We start from the raw sequence: 17,804 nt of genomic DNA, 5'->3' as shown, positions 1-17,804 counted from the left end.
CCGTTTATAATTTTTTAAAGTTAGACCTTCAGCTGTTAACCGCTGGTTGATCCGTAGTTCCGAAGGAAAAGTCGGGCGTGTGGGAGTTTTCGCTGCTGAAGTCCGGCTTTGGCATGCTGAGAAGCCTGTTATCTGCTGCGTACTGATTCATGCTACAAAGTCGTATGACTTCGAAATTGCTGTACAGGGAGAAGACGGTGTCGCAGACTTCCGTCAGGACATCAGGATAGCACAGTGGTTCTGGTGCAGGCCTTTCAAGCAATTGCTGAAGCTCAGCCGTGAATCCGTCATCAACTTTTGGGTGCACAGCAATACCCATTTGCTGAAGAGCGGCGGCGTTACAGTGCTGCTCATACTGCTGTTTCATAGGGATACACAGCATACGCTTGCCCAGGAATAAACCTTCAGAAGGCGACTCAAACCCTGCGCCGCACACAAGTGCTGTGCAGCTTTCGAGACTCCGAAGGTAACCTTCGCTGTTAACAGGCATGATCCTGATGTTTCCGGCAGTTCGTGCTAGGTGCTCGTGCTTGGTGAAAAGGTGTACCGGTAAACCCAGTTTTTGAAGATGGGGCAAAAGACGGTCGGGGCTGTATGCAGGCAGGTAAATGGTGACGTGACCTTCATCAGATGGATTCAGGCTGCGGACTTCATCACGAATAACAGGTGTGAGAATACTGTAGTCGTAGGGCTGATAGTGAAAACCAATAGCGGTATCAACTGGGGCGTACCATTGGAAGAGAGTTTCGCCAAACCATTGCGTGCTGCGAGGCCGTGGTGTTTTTTGTGAAAGAAAAGAAGCCTGATGACTAACGCCTATGCACGGAGTGCCGCTTAAGCGGGCAGCCCATGCTGTAACCGGTTCAAAGTCAGTAATAATAAAATCATAGCTTTGAACGGGCAGCTTGCGGATGTCTTTAATAAACTGTGCAGGTTTCGAGCGCACGAGTGATTGCCAGTAGTTAATACCGCCGTTCTTTCCGAAGGAAAAACCAAGCCCGGGATACTGAAACTTAACAGGGAAACCAGACTTGATTTCACTACTGTGACCGCTTACAAGAATGTCCACTTCCGCATACTCGCTGAGTCGCGGAACAATGGCGTTGGCCCGGCTCATGTGACCGTTTCCTGTGCCCTGAATGCCGTACAGAATTTTCATACGTGATATTTACCGTTTGCAGTAAAAGGTTGCGCGTCGGCTACGCGGCGAATCATTTGCCCGGCAGTAAGTTCTTCCAGTACCATATCCCCGAAGGAAATGGCAGGAATACCGTTCATCACCAGTTCCGCTTCTGCAGAATCCGGTTCTTCTTCCGGCCCATGGCTGAAGGCGGCCTCGTCGTACCGGTACATCGACCACTCGCCTTCGTGATACTCGAGTGCCGTCAGGTTCTCAATCCAGTCGCCGGAGTTAAGATAGGTCACCTTACCTTTGCTGCTTTCGACTGTCTTAATTGCAGGCCGGTGAATGTGTCCGCACACCACGTAATCGTAGCGGTTATCAATCGCCAAATCGGTGGCAGTTTTTTCGAAGTCATCCACAAATCGAACTGCAGACTTTACACCGTCTTTAATTCGCTTTGAAAGGGATATTTTTGAATATCCGAGTGAAGTAGAAATAAAATTCACAAATCGGTTAATCATAGTGAGCAAATCATATCCAAAACCACCCAGCTTAGCCAGCCACTTGGAATGTTTCATGGTCACATCAAAAACATCACCGTGGAAAAACCAAGCTGTTTTGCCGTCAAGTCTGAGCAACAGCTTGTCAACAAGGTGAAAATTGCCGGTCTCAAAGTTGGTGAAGCGCCGCAGGTTCTCGTCGTGATTGCCGGTGAGATAGTACACCTGCGTGCCCTGGCTCATCATGCTGATAATGCGTTTGAGCACCTTCAGATGGCTTTTTGGGAAGTAGTATTTCCGGAATTGCCACATATCGAGGATGTCGCCGTTCAGCACCAGAATCGCAGGTTTTACGGTTTTGAGATAGCTGTTCAACTCTTCGGCATGGCAGCCGTAAGTACCAAGGTGCACGTCAGAAATGACGAGAAGGTCAAGCGGGCGTTTTTCTGCCATAAATTCGGATGTTGATTAGTGTTAGATCGATGTGTTAGATGTTAGTATCAGGGACAATTCAAATACATTATGGGCCTAAACGGACCTGTTGAACTCATTTGATGTGAAAGGTGAAAACCTCATCCCAAGCGTGAACAGCGTTTGTATCCGTGACTTATAAAGCTCAGAAGTACCATCACGAAAACCAATACAGTGCGTTTGGTAAGCGACTGTTTCTTATGAAAGTACCTGAAACGTTAGGGCATTTTTCATAGATGGATATGCAATAGTTGTATTCGCAGTGCAAAATCCTGATTTTGCATGACAGGCTCGTAAAATCGGGAATCCAAAAAACAAGCCCCCCGGCTGGCAGACCGACGGGCTTTTGAGGATTGTTTGAGGTCGTTAATTGGAGCATTGCTCCCTATCGATACCTGTCACGAAACCAACTTTACGGTTAGGAACCAGCTGCCACACAGAATGATAGGCGTGATAGCTGATTCTGATCTTCAATGCACCATCAATCTAAGGCCTGTATATTTCCCAACTGTTAAGGCTGTGTAAAGGGCAGGTTATCTTCTCCTAACTTAAGATTTCATCCTTGTAGCCGCTTGTGCTATTTTCGCGGAAGCCAAATTTCAAACTTACTCGCACACAGATGGAATCCAGTATTCTCACCGCGGTTTTCCTGCCGCTTGCCCTTGCCTTCATTATGATGGGGATGGGCCTCTCCCTGCGCCCGGATGATTTCCGCCGTATTGCTACCGCACCCAAAGCGGCGATTGTAGGGCTCGGCGCGCAGCTCATTTTGCTGCCCATTGTGGGCTTCCTTCTGGTAAAACTCTTCGGTCTCACTGGTGCGCTTGCCGTCGGCCTCATGATTATCGCGGCCTGTCCCGGCGGACCTACTTCTAACCTCGTTTCGCACCTTGCGCGGGGCGATCTTGCCCTATCGATCAGCCTTACTGCCGTGAGCTCGCTCGTCACCATCATCACCATCCCGCTCATCGTGAACCTCTCCATCGGCTGGTTTGGCGAGGAAGGCAGCGTCACCCTGCCGGTGCTGCGAACCATCGTGCAAATAATGGGCGTAACCCTCATTCCGGTCGCCATCGGGATGTTCATCCGCCGCAAAAACCCCGTCTTCTCTAAAAATGCCGAGCGGCCTGTCAAAATCATTTCCGCGGTATTCTTCACCCTCATCGTCATTGCAGCCCTCATAAAAGAGCGCGAAAACCTGCCCGTCTTTTTCGTGCAAACCGGTCCGGCCGTGCTCACCCTCAACGCGGTAACCATGTCCGCCGGTTTTGCCCTCGCACTCGCCTTCGGACTATCGGCCCGGCAGCGGCTCACCGTAGCCATAGAAAGCGGCATCCAAAACGGCACCATGGGCATCATGATCGCCGCAACTCTCCTCCAAAACCCCGTGATGGTCATCCCCGTAGCCATGTACGGCATCCTCATGTACGGCTCCGCGGTGCTCGTCATCTTCCTCGGAAACAAATTCATCCGGCCCGATAGACCAAAGCCGGAACTCGAGCTCACGTAATACCAACAGGGCAGCCCTGCAACCGGCTGTCTGCGTATACGTGCTTGTTTTTTTTAGGTAAAACTCCGAGAACATCAATGCTTACGTGGCAGCTTCTGAGCTCCCAAGTCAAAGATGAATCCCTTGCTTTTTGGGATATAGACCAGCCGCGAGTCCTGACCCTGGACCTGTGTTAACACCGGCGTTTTGCGGGCTAACCCGCATTATTCACCAAGAAATTTTCTTGCTGGCAAGGCGAAGCTGAAAACTCAGCGGAAGGGTACCTAAGTACCCTGAGCATGAGTTTTCAGATTCAACGCCGCCAGCGGGGAAATTTCGCAGTTTTTACACCGCACTCAAATTTGGGCTACCGGTGTTTTTTGCTAAGCCAAATTTAAACTAACACTTAGCAAATAAATCCTGTTTAATTGTGAATAATGCGGGCTAAGACGCAGCGGCTTGCGTAAGCTTATACTCAACGATGATACAAATGAGCACGCACTGAAACCAAAGCTCGATACTATCCGGCAGGTCGGCTTCATAGGTGTTGGAGAAAACGCCGCTGCGTGTAATATTCCCGATAAAGGCACCTTCCTCACCCAGGGAGAGCGCAAATTCAGTCTGCATAAAATTCGTCGGACGCAGCACAAAAGTCCGCTTGTTGTACTCAACAAAAAAGCGCGGTTTCAGCGTAAAAAGCTTTTTGGTGACCTTTGCTATTTCCGCTTCATTTTCCAACACAACCCGGTTTGAGCGGTACCATTTTTCGGCTTGCATCACCAGGTTGCGGTCAGGCAGTGTAATGGTGAAAGTGTTCGTCCAATTACTTTTTACAATAGAACCAATTTTGACCTCTGTATCGAAAATGTCGTATTTGGTTTTGAAGCCATTTGTTGATTTAATGGAAAGCATACATACAAATTTGTAGAAGCGGCTGTTTCAGTTGAATGGTGTTAATTTATTGTATTCGCTGAAGTTCTGTCTGAAATCAGCTAAGAACTATAAGGGCGTTTTGTGGTATCATTACGTTAAGAAAAAAATTAAGATTATCGTAAATCCATCTTTTCAGAACGAGGAGGTTATTGGTGGAGTGGCAAACATTTGTGGATTGGTTTATGGGGCTGGGTGAGCCCTACGGGGTTAACCCGGTCATTTTTGGCAGCATTTATGTGGGCGCAATACCCCTCTTCTGGCTGGCAATGGCCTGGCTGGCGCGCAACATCAAAAAGAAAAAACCGGTCACAGGCCCGGTACTCATGGCAAGTGCCTGCGCGGTTTCCGCCTACGTGTACCTGATCATTGCTGGTGAAAATGTACCGGCCTGGGTGTATATTTTTATCGTGGCCATCATCCTGTATGCAGTCTGGTCCACGCTCAGCAAAGCGCGTAAAAAAATGAATGAAGCCGCAGAAGCCGAAATTCAGGAAGGATTGGGTGGGGGTTAATTTAGATCGGTTGTGATCCGAAAAGCTGATAATTTTTTTAGATTTGCTGTTTTTTAAAAAGCAATGTACGTATATTGTGCGTACAATTAAACGAGAATAAATATTTGAGATCAAATGGAATCACTATCAACTGAGAGAATTAATGCACGAGTACCCCGTCAGCAAAAGCAATTTTTTGAGCAAGCAGCGCAGTTAGGTGGATTTCGAAGCCTAACAGATTTTATACTTCATGCTGCCCAGCAAAAAGCAGACTTAATTGTAAGTGAGCATCAGACAATACTTGCTTCAAAGCGGGATCAGGAGATTTTCTTTGAAGCAATTACATCCCCCGCTGAGCCCAATAAGCATTTAAAAGAAGCCGCAGATCGGTATAAAAAACTGATTGATAACCTATGACTTATCTTACTGAGCTACTAACCACAAAACATATCAAAGACAAGTTTGATTGTAGTCAAGGTCAGTTAAGTCAATACTTGCATAAACAGGCTAATCAAGATATGAAGCGGAAGTTAGCAGCTTGTTTTGTGATAGTGAATAGTCATAACGAGATCAAGGGTTATTATACCCTCTCAAATGCAGGCATTCAAAAAGAACTTCTTCCAATTGAAGTGATAAAGAAAATGCCGCCTTCCTATACTGCGCTTCCGGTTACCTTACTTGGTAGATTGGCTCGTGACAAAAGATATGATGGAGAGCGACTCGGTGAGCGTCTATTGCTGGATGCCTTAAAGCGTAGCTACGTTGCTTCTAAATCGATCGGATCGATGGCTGTAATTGTAGATCCTATTGATGAAGCTGCCCGAAGCTTTTATCTGAAATACGGCTTTATTGACCTGGCTGACAGCGTGAAAATGTTTCTTCCAATGAAGACTATTGCAGCGCTATTATTGGATACCTAAACATCATTTTCTATAAAATTCAGTTCTAAATTTGTTTTGGGGCCTTGTTGGTCAAGTTTTTTAGTAATTATTTTAATCCAAAATCTCAACCATGCCAACATACGAATACGACCTCATCGTCATCGGCGGCGGCGCTGCCGGGCTGACTTCCTCCGGCATGGGCGCGGGTTTTGGCGCCAAAACCCTGATGATTGAGCGCGACCGGCTCGGCGGCGATTGCACCTGGTACGGCTGCGTACCCAGCAAAATCATGCTGAACCTTGCCAAAAAAGCGAAAATCCGCGGAAGAAAAGCGGATTGGGCGGAAGTCCGGCAAACGCTCGATTACATCCGGGATGAAGTGTACGAAGACGCCGATCATCCTGATATTTTCCGCAAAATGGGTGTTGAAGTGGCTTTTGGGACGGCCGTTTTCACCGGACCGCACAGCCTGACCCTGAAACAGCCTGACGGCAACAGCCGCGAAATCACGAGCCGTTATTTTCTGATTGCAACCGGAAGCCGGGCCATGGTGCCGCCCATCTCCGGCCTCGATGAAACGCCTTATCTCACCAATCATAGCCTTTTTGAGCTGCGTGAGCTGCCCGAAAGTATGATCATCATTGGGGGCGGACCCATCGGAACCGAAATGGCGCAGGCCTTTCAGCGGCTCGGCACGCAGGTCACGGTCGTGGATAGGGCCAACGAAATTCTGGGCAAGGATCTGCCTGAGTTTGCGGGCATGCTTCGGAATGAGATGGAAAAAGAAGGCGTCCGTTTTTATCTGAACCGAAGTATTCAGTCGGTAAGCGGGGATGACAGGCGAATTATGGTCAGCATTAGCTGTGCGGACGGAAGCACAAAGACACTGAGCGCCGCAAAACTTCTTGTTGCTGCCGGAAGACAGCCCAATACGGAAACCTTAGGTCTCGGGCAGGCGGGGGTGCACGTTACGAAATCAGGGATTAGCGTCAATGACCGCTGCCGTACCAATCAGCGGCACATCTACGCGGCGGGCGATGTCACCGGGCGGTTTCAGTTCACGCACATGAGCGAACACATGGCCAAGGTTGCGGTCACCAACATGCTCCTTAAAGTGCCGATGAAAATCGACGCCCGCCACGTACCCTGGGCCACGTACACCGATCCCGAGATCGCGCACCTGGGCCCGACCAAAGCCGAGCTCGACGCAGCCGGTACACGCTACGAAACCTACCGCTTTCCCTACAAAAAAAATGACCGTGCCATCACCGATGGAGTCACGACCGGCTGGATTTATGTGTATGCGAAAAAGTTCAGCGGCAAAATCCTGGCCGCCGATATCCTGGGTGCACACGCCGGCGACCTGATCGGGCAGTTTGCCCTTGCCATGCGCAACGGCCTCACCCTGCGCAATATGGCCGATACCATTTTTCCGTATCCGACCTACGCCCTGGGCGCCCGCCGCGCCGCCGATCAGTGGTACATCAAAAACCAAAGCGTCGGCCTCGTGAAATGGCTCAAACGCATTTTCGGCTACCGCGGCCCGCTGCCGGATCTAAGCGATCCGGACCGGATTGTGTGAAGGGTGCGCGTCTCCTTAAAGTGAAACATTACCCGAGAAGGTGTCCCAGTATAGCAGGTTCGGTACTCCTTTATATGGAGCAAGCGCCAGGTCATCCGCTGAAATAACACTTTTCGGATGGGCATCCTGAATGCTTAGTAAGGAAGCATATTCACGGGTATGGGTTGCTTCATCGGTAAGTTGCCAGGCAACCTGAAGGTATTGGACTTCATCACCACGCTGAATAACAAAATCAACTTCTTTATTACGGTACTGACCGGTGTAGATGGTGTAGCCCCTTGCCAGCAATTCAATGAAAACAAGATTTTCCATGAGATGTCCCCATCCAAGATGTACTCCCGGAAACATATAATTTTTGAAGGCAAGATCATTCAGGTAATATTTCACGCTCCCTTATAGCAGGTCTTTACCCTTTATCTCATAGCGCTCACATTTGTGAATGACGCAAAATTTAGCGTCACTACGCGCGTCTATAGCGGGTTTATTGCGGGCTGTACGCCCGGGTTAATGGGGGTGGCGAAATGCGATTTCTATGAAGAATGCACCGCTACGCGGCTGGGTGTTAGCATTGGCATCGGTACACGTCCGGTACGCGTTCCTTGACGGACATGATCCCGAACCAGCGGATTTGCGCCGATGCCGATACGCAGCCAGGTAACAATTACCATCACCGTTCCAGCCCTGTAGCCCTGTAAGGGCGAAATATCATAGCACAGGGTGCCAACCCTGTGTCAGGCGCAAACCAACACAATCAGCCCTGAAAGGGCGGCATATCATGGATGTTGCTATTGTGCCGGAACGAACCGTTCCACACCGAAAGATGATCAGAACAAGACCCTGCCCTTACAGGGCACTGGAGTTTGGCTAAGTTCTGATGCTAATCATGGCCGATAAAGCCGGGTTTAGCAGTTTTAGGTGGTTCTGCTTTCGGTACCTTTTGTTCATGAAGCCGTCAAAACTCACCCCTATGGCTTTGCTGTAGTATTCCGCCCTGAAGCGGTTACAAATGTCTCCTGTCGTCCACCTACTGTTTTCTTTCTCGGGGTACCACTTGGCACGTTGCAGCATTTGGACCGGTGGATCATTCTGCCTGCTGCAGTGTTCAGCGGCAAGCAGTAACAGACTGTACACCGCTGTAACAAACTTAGGTACACCTTCGGCGGAGTGCTGGTTGCGCACCTGTGCCTGCCCGCAGCCCATCAGGGTTTTCTGCTCTCGAAAGTTGACTTCAATCTCCCAGCGCCAAACATAAGCCTGAAGCAGGGTTTGCAGCGGTAACTTCAGGTCATTGGTTATCAGAAAGGCGGGTTTACGGTACAACAGGTTCGCCCCTTTAGCCAAGCGGTACCCAAGAGGACTGATAATAATAAGCTTGAGTAGCTGGTGCCCGCCCGCAGGCTTCCACTTAACGTTTTCTACTACCTTTAATTTAAACTCGTGCTCCTTGCCTGCCGCGAAAGCTTTGACCTTCTGCCAGCTTACCTGATCACTGGTACGAATCTGGTCCGGAGTTAACTTAGGCTCCCCGTACAAGCGCCGCCGCCCTGTGTCAGGCTGGTCAGCAGGTGGATCATAGATTTTAGCGTCTTTGCGGACCCTGCCGATGAAGGTTGTATGCGCCGGCAAGTTTTGGATTACTTCGCGATTGGTATACCCCCCATCAAAACTTACAAGCAGGTGACGTGAGGCTGATCCCAACTCGTTGAGGCGCTGGCGCAATGAACCCACCAGCTTTGCGCCAACACAGCTTATCCTGCTTTTCTTTTTAGCTTCTTTGTAAGCGTCCTTTTGCAGCTGATCCGCATTACGGCCGGGTTTAACCGGCATGGGCGCATGGACAAAACTCACCGGTATACTCCGTGCCTGACAAAGCTGCGAAGAGGCCGGGCAGGCGATACTGGCCTGTACAAAGCGCTGTGCCCAGATAAAATTGGTGTGGAAAGCGGGTCCAAGCGGGTCTCGCTGCCATTTCGCACCATGTACTTTGCGTCCTGTTTTTTTCAGCAGGGTATCGTCGATATGGGCAATGACCGGAGCGTTGTCAGGCGCCAGGCTGACCCCGTGGCGCAGGCTGACATCCAGCAGGTCCTGCGGGTCAAAGCGCTGCTTGCTGAACATCCGGTAAGCGGCCGTCCAGTCACAGAACTGGTTGCCGCTACCGCTCAGCATGCCTGTGAGCGTGCGCTTACCGCCACAATTAACCAGACCGTAGGCAAGATCGTGTACCAGTCTTTGCATTTTGGGCGTCAGTTTACTGTGAGTGGATTCGTGGAGCAGGCTGTCAAACTGGCTTGTCAGCGCGTTTGAGGCAGTTTTTTTTAAGGCTGCTGACGAGTTTGGCGTCGCGCTTAAGAACCATATGCTGCTGGTCATCGATGATCCATTCGATGGTTTCGCCTTTTTGGAATTCCATAGCTTCAGCCACGGCGGCAGGCATATTGACATACCACTGCTGGCTGGCTTTGCGGTCGATGCGTTGAATTTTGGTAGGATAGCCCATATGCGGTAGGATTTAAGAATAATCTAGTGATATAACTAGACAATAATATCCTAAAAAATCCGGTCATATGCATCATAGACCGGGATTTTTTTACGAAAAACTCAAAAATACAAGCAAAAGCCAAACTCCAGTGCCCTGTAGGGGCAGCATGTGGGTAGAAAACCGGTCGGCCCCCACAAAATCAGCGTGCCGTAGGTACGCCATGTGCATGCCGGTGTTTGCGGATAGCACGGAACGCCGGGTTTACTACAAAGATGTCACCGCTACGCGGCTGGTCGCTGGTATTGGCGTCGGGGCGGGTTGAAATCGGGATGCCATGCATTTCATCTTGTTTATTCTGTAAATCCTAAAAATCCTGTTCAAAAACGTGGGGCACGCGGGGCAGTCTTGGGCGCGATTCGCAATTCACGATTCCGGTTTTAATTCCGGCCTTCGTGGGGCGACCACAAGGGTACGCCCCTACGGATTCGGGGCATGTTCCGGGCCCGATGCTATCTTGTTAATCCTTAAAATCCCGTTCAAAAATGGGACGGGTTTGATTTGCACAGTTCGCCTGCATCAAAAAGCAAGGAGCAATGAGACCGATTTGGGATGTCTCGAACCAGCATTGCAGACCGTGATGCTCTCGGAGTTTTCCCCTAAAATAACAGAAGCCTTGATTGGCAGGGTAGCTGGGCTTTTGGGTTGCAAAGCTGGTTCTGTCAGTTCGAAGAATTATTATACCTGCACCACGCGGCGGGTTTGGGCGCTTTCGCGGATGGCGTCGAGGATGCGGAGGTTGGCGTGGCTTTCTTCGAGGGGGATGACCGGAGTGGCTTCGCCGCTGACGAGGCGGGCGAAGTGTTCGGCCTGCAGGGTGAAATGGTTCGCGGGCGGGATTTCGGTTTCGCGGGCTTCGCCCCGGGCGAAGATGCGGATTTTGGCCGGCTGATCGGGCGGCGGGTTGAAGGGTACCGGAATTTCGATGCGGCCTTCATCGCCGGTGATGATGAGGCCCTGCCAGAGGTTGGCGGCGGTTGCGCTACTGAAGGTCGCGGTCGCGTCTCCGAAACGGAGGATGCCGCTTGCGAGGCGGTCGGTTCCGAAGGCAGGATCGTTGACCATAAAGGCTGCAACTTCGTCGGGTTCGCGGCCGAAAATCCAGCGGGAGGAGGATACACAGTAGCAGCCGATATCGAGCAGTCCGCCGCCGCCGTATTCGGGTTTGTTGCGGATGTTGCCAGCGTCGGTGTTGAAGTAGCTGAAGTGCGCGTGTACGGTCTGCACCCGGCCAATGAGTCCGCTGCGAACCTGCCCGATCACGTAGGCCCACTGCGGATGATGCCGGTACATGAAGGCTTCCGCCAGTACGAGATTCGGGTGCGCGGCGGCGGACTGCTGAAACTGCTCGACTTCGGCGGCGTTCAGGCCCAGCGGTTTCTCGCAGAGCACGTGCTTGCCGGCTTCCAAAGCGCGGAGGGTCCAGGGCAGGTGCAGGTGATTGGGCAGGGGGTTGTACACGGCGTCGATGTCGGGATCGGCCAGAAGGGCTTCGTAGCTGCCGTAGGCTTTGGGGATGCCGAGCACGGCAGCGGCCTGTTGGGCGGATTCCGCATTGCGCGAGGCGATGCCGCGGATTTCAGTGAAGGCTGCGTGCTGCATGGCCGGAATCACGTATTTGAGGCCGATTTTGGCAGTGCTGAGGACGCCCCAGCGCAGGGTTTTGGTCATGTGGGAATCAAGAATTGGTTTGAGGTTTATAAATTAAGAACTGTACGCTCGGATTGCTGGGTGCTGACCAGCCCAAATTGGTGTGTACTGGCTTTGGGACTTCCCTCCAAACAATACCTTTATAACTGGTTTGGGTAGGTGAACAAGTCATGTAAGGTAAAAGGTTTTGCCGGAACTGTAAGTCTCATGGAAATCCGTCAGGTGGGCAAGCTGATACTATGAATTCCTGGAGTTAAAGGATGATGACCAGCTTGGATTTTTTTTCAAAAAATGAGTATATCCCATAGGCCAATCAACTCAAAACCAAAATTTAGGAAAGGGATTTTATGAAGTATGATTCGACGGATAAGCAGGGGAGCGGACTGCCCGCTAAGAGCGGGATTTCGCGCAAGGATTTTCTGAAACGCAGCCTAATTGCGGCGGCGGGTTTCACCATTGTGCCGAGCCGTGTGGTGAGCGGGCTGGGACACCGGGCGCCGAGTGACAGGTTGAATATCGCCGGGGTGGGCGTAGGCGGACGCGGGTTCGGGGTGCTGCGCGGCATGGAGGAATCCGAGAATATTGTGGCACTGTGTGATGTGGATTGGCGCTATGCTGCCGGGTGCTTCGAGCATTACCCGAATGCGCGCCGCTACTGGGACTGGCGCAAGATGCTCGACGAAATGGGCGATTCGATTGATGCCGTGGTGGTTGCGACCTCTGACCATACGCACGCGGCAATTGCGGCGCATGCCATGACGCTCGGCAAGCACGTCTTCGTGGAGAAGCCGCTCACGCACACGGTGTATGAGAGCCGGCTGCTCACGCGCCTGGCCGAAAAGTACCGCGTGGCGACACAGATGGGCAATCAGGGCGCTTCGGGCGAGGGCACGAATCAGATTATGGAATGGATTCAGAGCGGGCTGATCGGGGAGGTGCGGCACGTGGAGGCGTTCACGGACCGGCCGATCTGGCCGCAGGGGCTGAACACGCCGAAGGAAGAAATGGCGGTGCCCGATACGATGAACTGGGATTTGTTTGTGGGTCCCGCGCGCATGCGGCCCTATCACGAGATTTACACGCCCTGGAATTTCCGGGGATGGTGGGATTTCGGAACCGGCGCGCTGGGCGATATGGCGTGTCATATTCTCGACGGACTGTACCGTGCACTTGAGCCGGGCTATCCGACGCGGGTGCAGGGCAGCTCGAGCATGCTGCTGCTGGATTCGGCCCCGGTTTCGCAGCGGGTGCAGCTGATTTTCCCTGAGCGTGAGACGCAGAAAATGGGGCGTCAGCCGGAGCTGAAAGTGGACTGGTACGACGGCGGTCTGCAGCCGCTCAAGCCCGAAGGCTGGCCCGCGGGACGCAGCATGAATCATCTCGGGGGCGGGCTGCTGTTCCACGGCTCGGAGGATACGCTCATCGCCGGCTGCTATGGCCGCGATCCCTGGCTGCTTTCGGGTCGGGTGCCGGAAGGCGTGTCCCAAACCGAGCGCCGCGTGGAGACCAATCACTACATGGATTTTGTGCGCGCCTGTAAGGAGAGTCCTGATAGCCGCGTGCCCTGCAAGTCGGATTTCGCCTTCGCCGGACCCTTCAATGAGATGGTCGTGATGGGCGTGCTTGCGGTGCGGCTGCAGGCCCTGAACAAGGAGCTGCACTGGGATGGCCCGAACATGCGCTTCACCAACATCAGCGAAAATGAAGAGCTGCGGATTATTATTGAAGATGGTTTTGAAATCACGGACGGGCACCCGAGCTTCCGGCGCACCATGACCGATCCGCTGAACGCGCGTGATTTTGCTGAGAACCTGATCCGTACGCCTTACCGCGAGGGCTGGGACCTGCCGTCCATGCCCGCATGATTTTTACTGAGCCTTTGTGCCAATGAAGGGGATCTGTACACACAGCCGGCTTCCGCGGTCATGACCGGCGGACCGGCTGTTTGGCTTTGAGTATCTCTCATTAAATCATATATTTAAACAAGTCATATATTTTATTTTTGCTTTGATCATGAGCTGTAAAGACAATCCCTAAACCCGACACGATATGAAACATCTGAAGCACTTTTATGCGGTAATCATCGCTGTGATGCTCTACTCTATGAGTGCATGCAGCAATCAGCCGACACAGGCCGATGAGCCTGAGTCATCGGCTGAAGAGGTCGAAATGCTGCTCACCATTGTCGGAAACGCCATCTCCGATCAGCATGAGGGCCTGCTTTCCGGTATCATGGACCTTACTGCGCAGCCCGGCGAGGATGGCCTGAACTATTTGTTCCGCACGCATGGTGAAGGTCGCGGCGGACATGATAATTTTGTGCGCACTTACAACCCGGAAACCGGTGAGCACAGCATTCGCTTCCGCCGGGGCGTTGACCGTCCGAATTTCCGGAGCATGGTTCGCACGCAGCTCAGCTATATTTTTCAGGATGCTGATGGCGGGTTTGTCGCGCGTCCGGCACAGGATGCCGGTCTGATCGAGACCATCACCTTCAGCGGTACCCGCGATGGCTTCACCGAGGGACCGGTACGCCGCTCGCAGTTCGAGCGCACCGCCAACTGGGTGCTCGAAGGCTTCGGTCCCGGCAGCGACGCCATGCAGCTCGGCGGCATTCAACAGAATAAGGGCAGTCTGCGCATCACCAACCGCGAAGGTGAATCGGTAGCGGGGCGACAGTATAACATGCTGTTTTCGCTCAACGACATACAGATTCAGAAACCGGATGCTTCCGAAGACCGCCTGCCATTTCTCGTTACCGGCGAAATTGATTACGAAATCACCATCCGCACCCTGCGCGACGGAGAGGTCAGCACCCGAGAATTTGGGGGCACCCTCGAACTCGACGGCAACGGTCAGGCCCTGATGCGCGTGACCGGTTTGAGTCAGGTTTTCCGGCTCTATCTCCAAACCGGCGAGCCCGCAGAGCGGAGCTGAACCCGACGGCATTCCCCATTATGTTATTGCGGGGGAAATGCGGTACATCAATGATGCATATTTTGTAACAAACCCAAAACCGGCGGTCAGTGCCCTGTGTTTGGGGTTTTTTCGTTGTGGGAGGGATGGATTGGCCCGCGTCGTATTTTAGAACAGGATTTTTAAAATTGACGAGATAGACAGGATTATATCGGAGTGAAGAACAAAGCCCCGGCACCCGTAGGGGCGACCCTTGTGGTCGCCCAACTTGTGGTCGCCCAATTTGTGATTGCCCAATTTGTGGTCGCCTGAGGAAGTCCTGGATTAAACCCGCCGTCGCGTTTTAGAACAGGATTTTTAGGATTTACAGGATAAACAAGATGAGCGGGATTTCAACACCTGCACCTCGGGGCTGGCGCGATACCCACTCCAAAGGAGTGGCATGTTTATAGCAACCGAAGGCGCGCATGCGGGGTCGGGCGTATAGCCCGTAGCAGACCCGTTGTAGAGACGCAATGCATTGCGTCTCTACAACTCAATATATCAGCATGACGCTGATGGTCGTATCGCCCCGCACTTCAAAGAGCCGGTCTTCAAACGGCGGCGGACCAAACCTGCCCCTCACATTGTTCGAAAACCCGTAACCTTCACGGGGGATGCGCAGGAAATTGGTGTCGAAGATTTCGTTGTCGTTTTCGTCGTGGAAAAGGCGGACCGCCCATTCACCAGGAGTGAGATTTTTGAACGTAAGTTCCGCGCGATCGCCTTCAATCACGGCTTTTCCGGCAGCACGGGCAATTCCTCCATGATCAGAAAGCTCTATGATGATATGGCCATTATCATTTCTGATTTTCTCTGCAATGACAGTAAGCTCAAATCTATCGGTTTCGTCTGAAAGGGTAGTGTCGGTTTCTGTAGGACTGACTGGGGTAAAAAAGATACAAAGGAGAAAAAATAGGGTCATGACGGAGTAAAGAGCTAAGTCCAAAAAATAAAGGTAAAAATAACCTGACTCTTTCCCATTAGAAAAATGATTTTAAAGCAGCTAATCGTAAATCGTAGGATAGCCCGTATCTTGCTCCATCAACACATCGCCTTCTAAAAATTTCCGCTTTGATGAACCTAATCCGCACCTCCGTCTTTGTTCTATTTGCGTTATTACTTGCAGCCTGCGCCTCCCCCGAACCACAGGAACCGCCGCGCTCGCCGGCTTTTGGGGCGAACGGGATGGTCGTTTCCGCAAATCCGGAGGCGACGGCGGTCGGGCTTCAGATTTTGCAGGAGGGCGGCAATGCCTTCGATGCTGCGATAGCGGTCAAGTACATGCTGTCGGTCACCTATCCGATTGCCGGCAACATCGGCGGGGGCGGATTCATGGTTTATCGCACGGCAGCGGGGGAAGTCGGCAGCCTTGATTTTCGCGAAACGGCACCCGCAGCGGCGCACCGCGATATGTACCTCGATGAGGAGGGCAACCTGATCGACGGGCTTTCCCGCATCGGACACCTGTCTGCGGGCGTGCCCGGCACGGTCGCTGGCATGGAAGAAGCCTGGGAGCGGTTCGGCAGCCTGCCGTTTGCACAGCTCATTGAGCCGGCGATTCAGGTTGCCGAAAACGGACACCGCGTAACGGCCTTCAATGCAGAGCAAAGCAACCGGTTTCAGGATGAATTTGCGGAGGTCAACCGTGCTCCGATTCTGTTCATGAAGGAAGGCGGCTGGCAGGAGGGCGATCTGCTTGTGCAGCCGGAGCTGGCCGAAACCCTGCGCCGGATTCGCGACGGGGGCGCGGCAGGCTTCTACACCGGCGAAACCGCGGATCTCATCGTAGCCGAAATGCAGGCCGGGGGCGGCATCATCACGCATGAAGACCTCGCTGCCTATCGCGCCGTCTGGCGCCCGACCGTCTCTGTTGATTTCGGTGACTATCGCATTCACTCCATGCCGCCCTCATCGAGCGGGGGCATTGCCATTGCGCAGCTCATGCTCGGCAGCGCGGACTTCGATTTTGCTTCTCTTGGTCATCTCACGCCCGAAACCATCCATCTCATGGCCGAACTGATGCGCCGCGTGTATGCCGACCGCGCGACACACCTCGGCGACTCCGATTTCTTCGATGTACCTTTTGAGATGCTGCTCGATCCGGCTTACATCAGCGCGCGCAACGCGGATATCAGCATGAGCGCTGCGACGCCGTCATCCCTCATCAAAGAAGGCGAAGTTGAGCGCATCGAAAGTTTTGAAACCACGCATTTCAGCATTGTGGACGGTGCGGGCAATGCCGTCTCCCTCACCACAACGGTCAACAGCTTCTTCGGCAGCAAGGTGATGGTGCAGGGCGCGGGCTTCTTCCTGAACAACGAAATGGACGACTTCGCCGCCGCACCGGGGGTGCCGAATCAGTTCGGGCTTGTAGGCGGGGAAGCCAACGCCATCGAACCGGGCAAGCGCATGCTCAGCAGCATGTCGCCCACCATCGTGGAGCGCGGCGGGGAGCTCTTCCTCGTGCTCGGAACGCCCGGCGGCTCGACCATCATCACCAATGTGTATCAGGTGCTGATGAACTTGCTGGTGCACGGCCTCGATCTGCAGCAGGCCGTTGATGCCAAAAAAATGCACGCGCAATGGCTGCCGGATGTCATCACGCTCGAAGAGGGCGCGCTGGATGAGGCGGGTCAGGCCGCCCTGGAGGCGCTGGGGCACGAGCTGCGCATCATCCCGCAAATCGGGCGGATGCAGGCCATTCAGCGGCTCGGAGATGGCAGCTTCAAAGGCGTTGCCGATTACACCCGCACGGGCGATTCGGTCGCGCGCGGATTTTAGCCGGGCACCGTCTCTGAAATAATCCGGCTGATTTTCCCGGCGTCAAGCGGTTTCTCAACGAAGCCGCGAACGCCGGGGTAGCTGACTGCACGGGAAATTTCGTCCGGGTTGACAGTGCTTGATACCACATAAATCGCCGGTTCAAGGGGAAGCTTCAGCTGCTGATACTCATTCAGGAAATCCCAGCCGTCCCATATCGGCATGTTGATATCGAGCAGAATGATGTGTGGCAGCTCCGCCGCTGAACTGCTTTGCGACAGGGCCTGATAGGCTTCAAGCCCATTTTTGTAGAGCATAATCTGCCCTCCGAAGCTGCAGGTCTGCAGCAGCCGCTTTACAACCCGGTGATAGATCAGGTCGTCATCCACGACCGCAAGTTTGAGTTCGGATTTCATGGTTAGCTGTT

The 17,804-nt window shown here is 52.8% G+C and carries 17 protein-coding genes; 8 read left to right on the top strand and 9 right to left on the bottom strand.

What is annotated here, in order from left to right:
- Positions 1 to 28 precede the first annotated feature (28 nt).
- Entirely contained in the window at positions 29 to 1,159 is a 1,131-nt protein-coding gene (locus CYPRO_RS14115; protein ID WP_114985229.1) for a glycosyltransferase family protein, read from the bottom strand.
- On the bottom strand, positions 1,156 to 2,076 hold the full coding sequence (locus CYPRO_RS14110) for a UDP-2,3-diacylglucosamine diphosphatase (protein ID WP_114985228.1): 921 nt from the start codon (positions 2,074 to 2,076) through the stop codon (positions 1,156 to 1,158). Before CYPRO_RS14110 ends, CYPRO_RS14115 begins: the two co-directional genes overlap by 4 nt.
- A 637-nt stretch (positions 2,077 to 2,713) precedes the next feature.
- Between CYPRO_RS14110 and CYPRO_RS14105 the strand changes: the two genes are divergently transcribed.
- Complete coding sequence (locus CYPRO_RS14105) at positions 2,714 to 3,604, top strand: bile acid:sodium symporter family protein (RefSeq protein WP_114985227.1); 891 nt, start codon at positions 2,714 to 2,716, stop codon at positions 3,602 to 3,604.
- A 423-nt stretch (positions 3,605 to 4,027) separates the two neighbouring features.
- Here CYPRO_RS14105 and CYPRO_RS14100 read toward each other — a convergent pair whose 3' ends face one another.
- Positions 4,028 to 4,495: an LURP-one-related/scramblase family protein gene (locus CYPRO_RS14100; protein ID WP_114985226.1), complete on the bottom strand. Its 468-nt coding sequence runs from the start codon at positions 4,493 to 4,495 to the stop codon at positions 4,028 to 4,030.
- A gap of 173 nt (positions 4,496 to 4,668) precedes the next feature.
- On the opposite strand from CYPRO_RS14100, the gene CYPRO_RS14095 reads away from it, so the two are divergent.
- From CYPRO_RS14095 to CYPRO_RS14080, 4 genes are all read left to right on the top strand, one after another.
- Positions 4,669 to 5,028 carry a hypothetical protein gene (locus CYPRO_RS14095; protein WP_333472981.1) on the top strand — a complete coding sequence of 120 codons (360 nt, stop codon included), beginning with the start codon at positions 4,669 to 4,671 and terminating at the stop codon, positions 5,026 to 5,028.
- A 114-nt stretch (positions 5,029 to 5,142) separates the two neighbouring features.
- Positions 5,143 to 5,424, top strand: a complete 282-nt coding sequence (locus tag CYPRO_RS14090) for a type II toxin-antitoxin system TacA family antitoxin (protein WP_114985224.1) — start codon at positions 5,143 to 5,145, stop codon at positions 5,422 to 5,424.
- The gene (locus CYPRO_RS14085) at positions 5,421 to 5,927 is read left to right on the top strand and encodes a GNAT family N-acetyltransferase (protein ID WP_114985223.1); all 507 of its coding nucleotides are present in this window, start codon (positions 5,421 to 5,423) and stop codon (positions 5,925 to 5,927) included. Before CYPRO_RS14090 ends, CYPRO_RS14085 begins: the two co-directional genes overlap by 4 nt.
- Before the next feature lie 91 nt (positions 5,928 to 6,018).
- A complete protein-coding gene (locus CYPRO_RS14080) occupies positions 6,019 to 7,470 on the top strand; it encodes a dihydrolipoyl dehydrogenase family protein (protein ID WP_114985222.1) in 1,452 nt (483 codons plus the stop codon).
- A 15-nt stretch (positions 7,471 to 7,485) separates the two neighbouring features.
- Here CYPRO_RS14080 and CYPRO_RS14075 read toward each other — a convergent pair whose 3' ends face one another.
- The 4 genes from CYPRO_RS14075 to CYPRO_RS14060 all read right to left on the bottom strand — a co-directional run bounded on the left by CYPRO_RS14075 (position 7,486) and on the right by CYPRO_RS14060 (position 11,680).
- Complete coding sequence (locus CYPRO_RS14075) at positions 7,486 to 7,857, bottom strand: DUF4143 domain-containing protein (RefSeq protein WP_114985221.1); 372 nt, start codon at positions 7,855 to 7,857, stop codon at positions 7,486 to 7,488.
- A 477-nt stretch (positions 7,858 to 8,334) separates the two neighbouring features.
- Complete coding sequence (locus CYPRO_RS14070; RefSeq protein ID WP_456298330.1) at positions 8,335 to 9,843, bottom strand: IS701 family transposase; 1,509 nt, start codon at positions 9,841 to 9,843, stop codon at positions 8,335 to 8,337.
- Entirely contained in the window at positions 9,752 to 9,970 is a 219-nt protein-coding gene (locus CYPRO_RS14065) for a hypothetical protein (protein WP_114985220.1), read from the bottom strand. The genes CYPRO_RS14070 and CYPRO_RS14065 overlap by 92 nt, the downstream gene beginning before the upstream one ends.
- Before the next feature lie 717 nt (positions 9,971 to 10,687).
- Entirely contained in the window at positions 10,688 to 11,680 is a 993-nt protein-coding gene (locus tag CYPRO_RS14060; RefSeq protein ID WP_114985219.1) for a Gfo/Idh/MocA family protein, read from the bottom strand.
- Between the two features lie 326 nt (positions 11,681 to 12,006).
- Here CYPRO_RS14060 and CYPRO_RS14055 point away from each other — a divergent pair, with 326 nt between their 5' ends.
- Both CYPRO_RS14055 and CYPRO_RS14050 read left to right on the top strand, forming a co-directional pair.
- On the top strand, positions 12,007 to 13,524 hold the full coding sequence (locus tag CYPRO_RS14055) for a Gfo/Idh/MocA family protein (RefSeq protein ID WP_114985218.1): 1,518 nt from the start codon (positions 12,007 to 12,009) through the stop codon (positions 13,522 to 13,524).
- Between the two features lie 184 nt (positions 13,525 to 13,708).
- Positions 13,709 to 14,596: a hypothetical protein gene (locus CYPRO_RS14050; protein ID WP_114985217.1), complete on the top strand. Its 888-nt coding sequence runs from the start codon at positions 13,709 to 13,711 to the stop codon at positions 14,594 to 14,596.
- Between the two features lie 514 nt (positions 14,597 to 15,110).
- Here CYPRO_RS14050 and CYPRO_RS14045 read toward each other — a convergent pair.
- Entirely contained in the window at positions 15,111 to 15,539 is a 429-nt protein-coding gene (locus tag CYPRO_RS14045; RefSeq protein WP_114985216.1) for a DUF2141 domain-containing protein, read from the bottom strand.
- A gap of 152 nt (positions 15,540 to 15,691) precedes the next feature.
- On the opposite strand from CYPRO_RS14045, the gene ggt reads away from it, so the two are divergent.
- Positions 15,692 to 17,398, top strand: a complete 1,707-nt coding sequence (gene ggt, locus CYPRO_RS14040) for a gamma-glutamyltransferase (protein WP_240644888.1) — start codon at positions 15,692 to 15,694, stop codon at positions 17,396 to 17,398.
- Here the strand turns inward: ggt and CYPRO_RS14035 are convergent.
- A complete protein-coding gene (locus CYPRO_RS14035; protein WP_114985215.1) occupies positions 17,395 to 17,793 on the bottom strand; it encodes a response regulator in 399 nt (132 codons plus the stop codon). The two genes, ggt and CYPRO_RS14035, sit on opposite strands and share 4 nt — an antisense overlap.
- Between the last annotated feature and the right edge of the window lie 11 nt (positions 17,794 to 17,804).

The sequence above is a fragment of the Cyclonatronum proteinivorum genome, from assembly GCF_003353065.1.
In the GTDB taxonomy this organism is placed as follows: Bacteria; Bacteroidota; Rhodothermia; order Balneolales; family Cyclonatronaceae; genus Cyclonatronum; species Cyclonatronum proteinivorum.
This window is presented reverse-complemented; position numbering and strand designations above follow the sequence as displayed.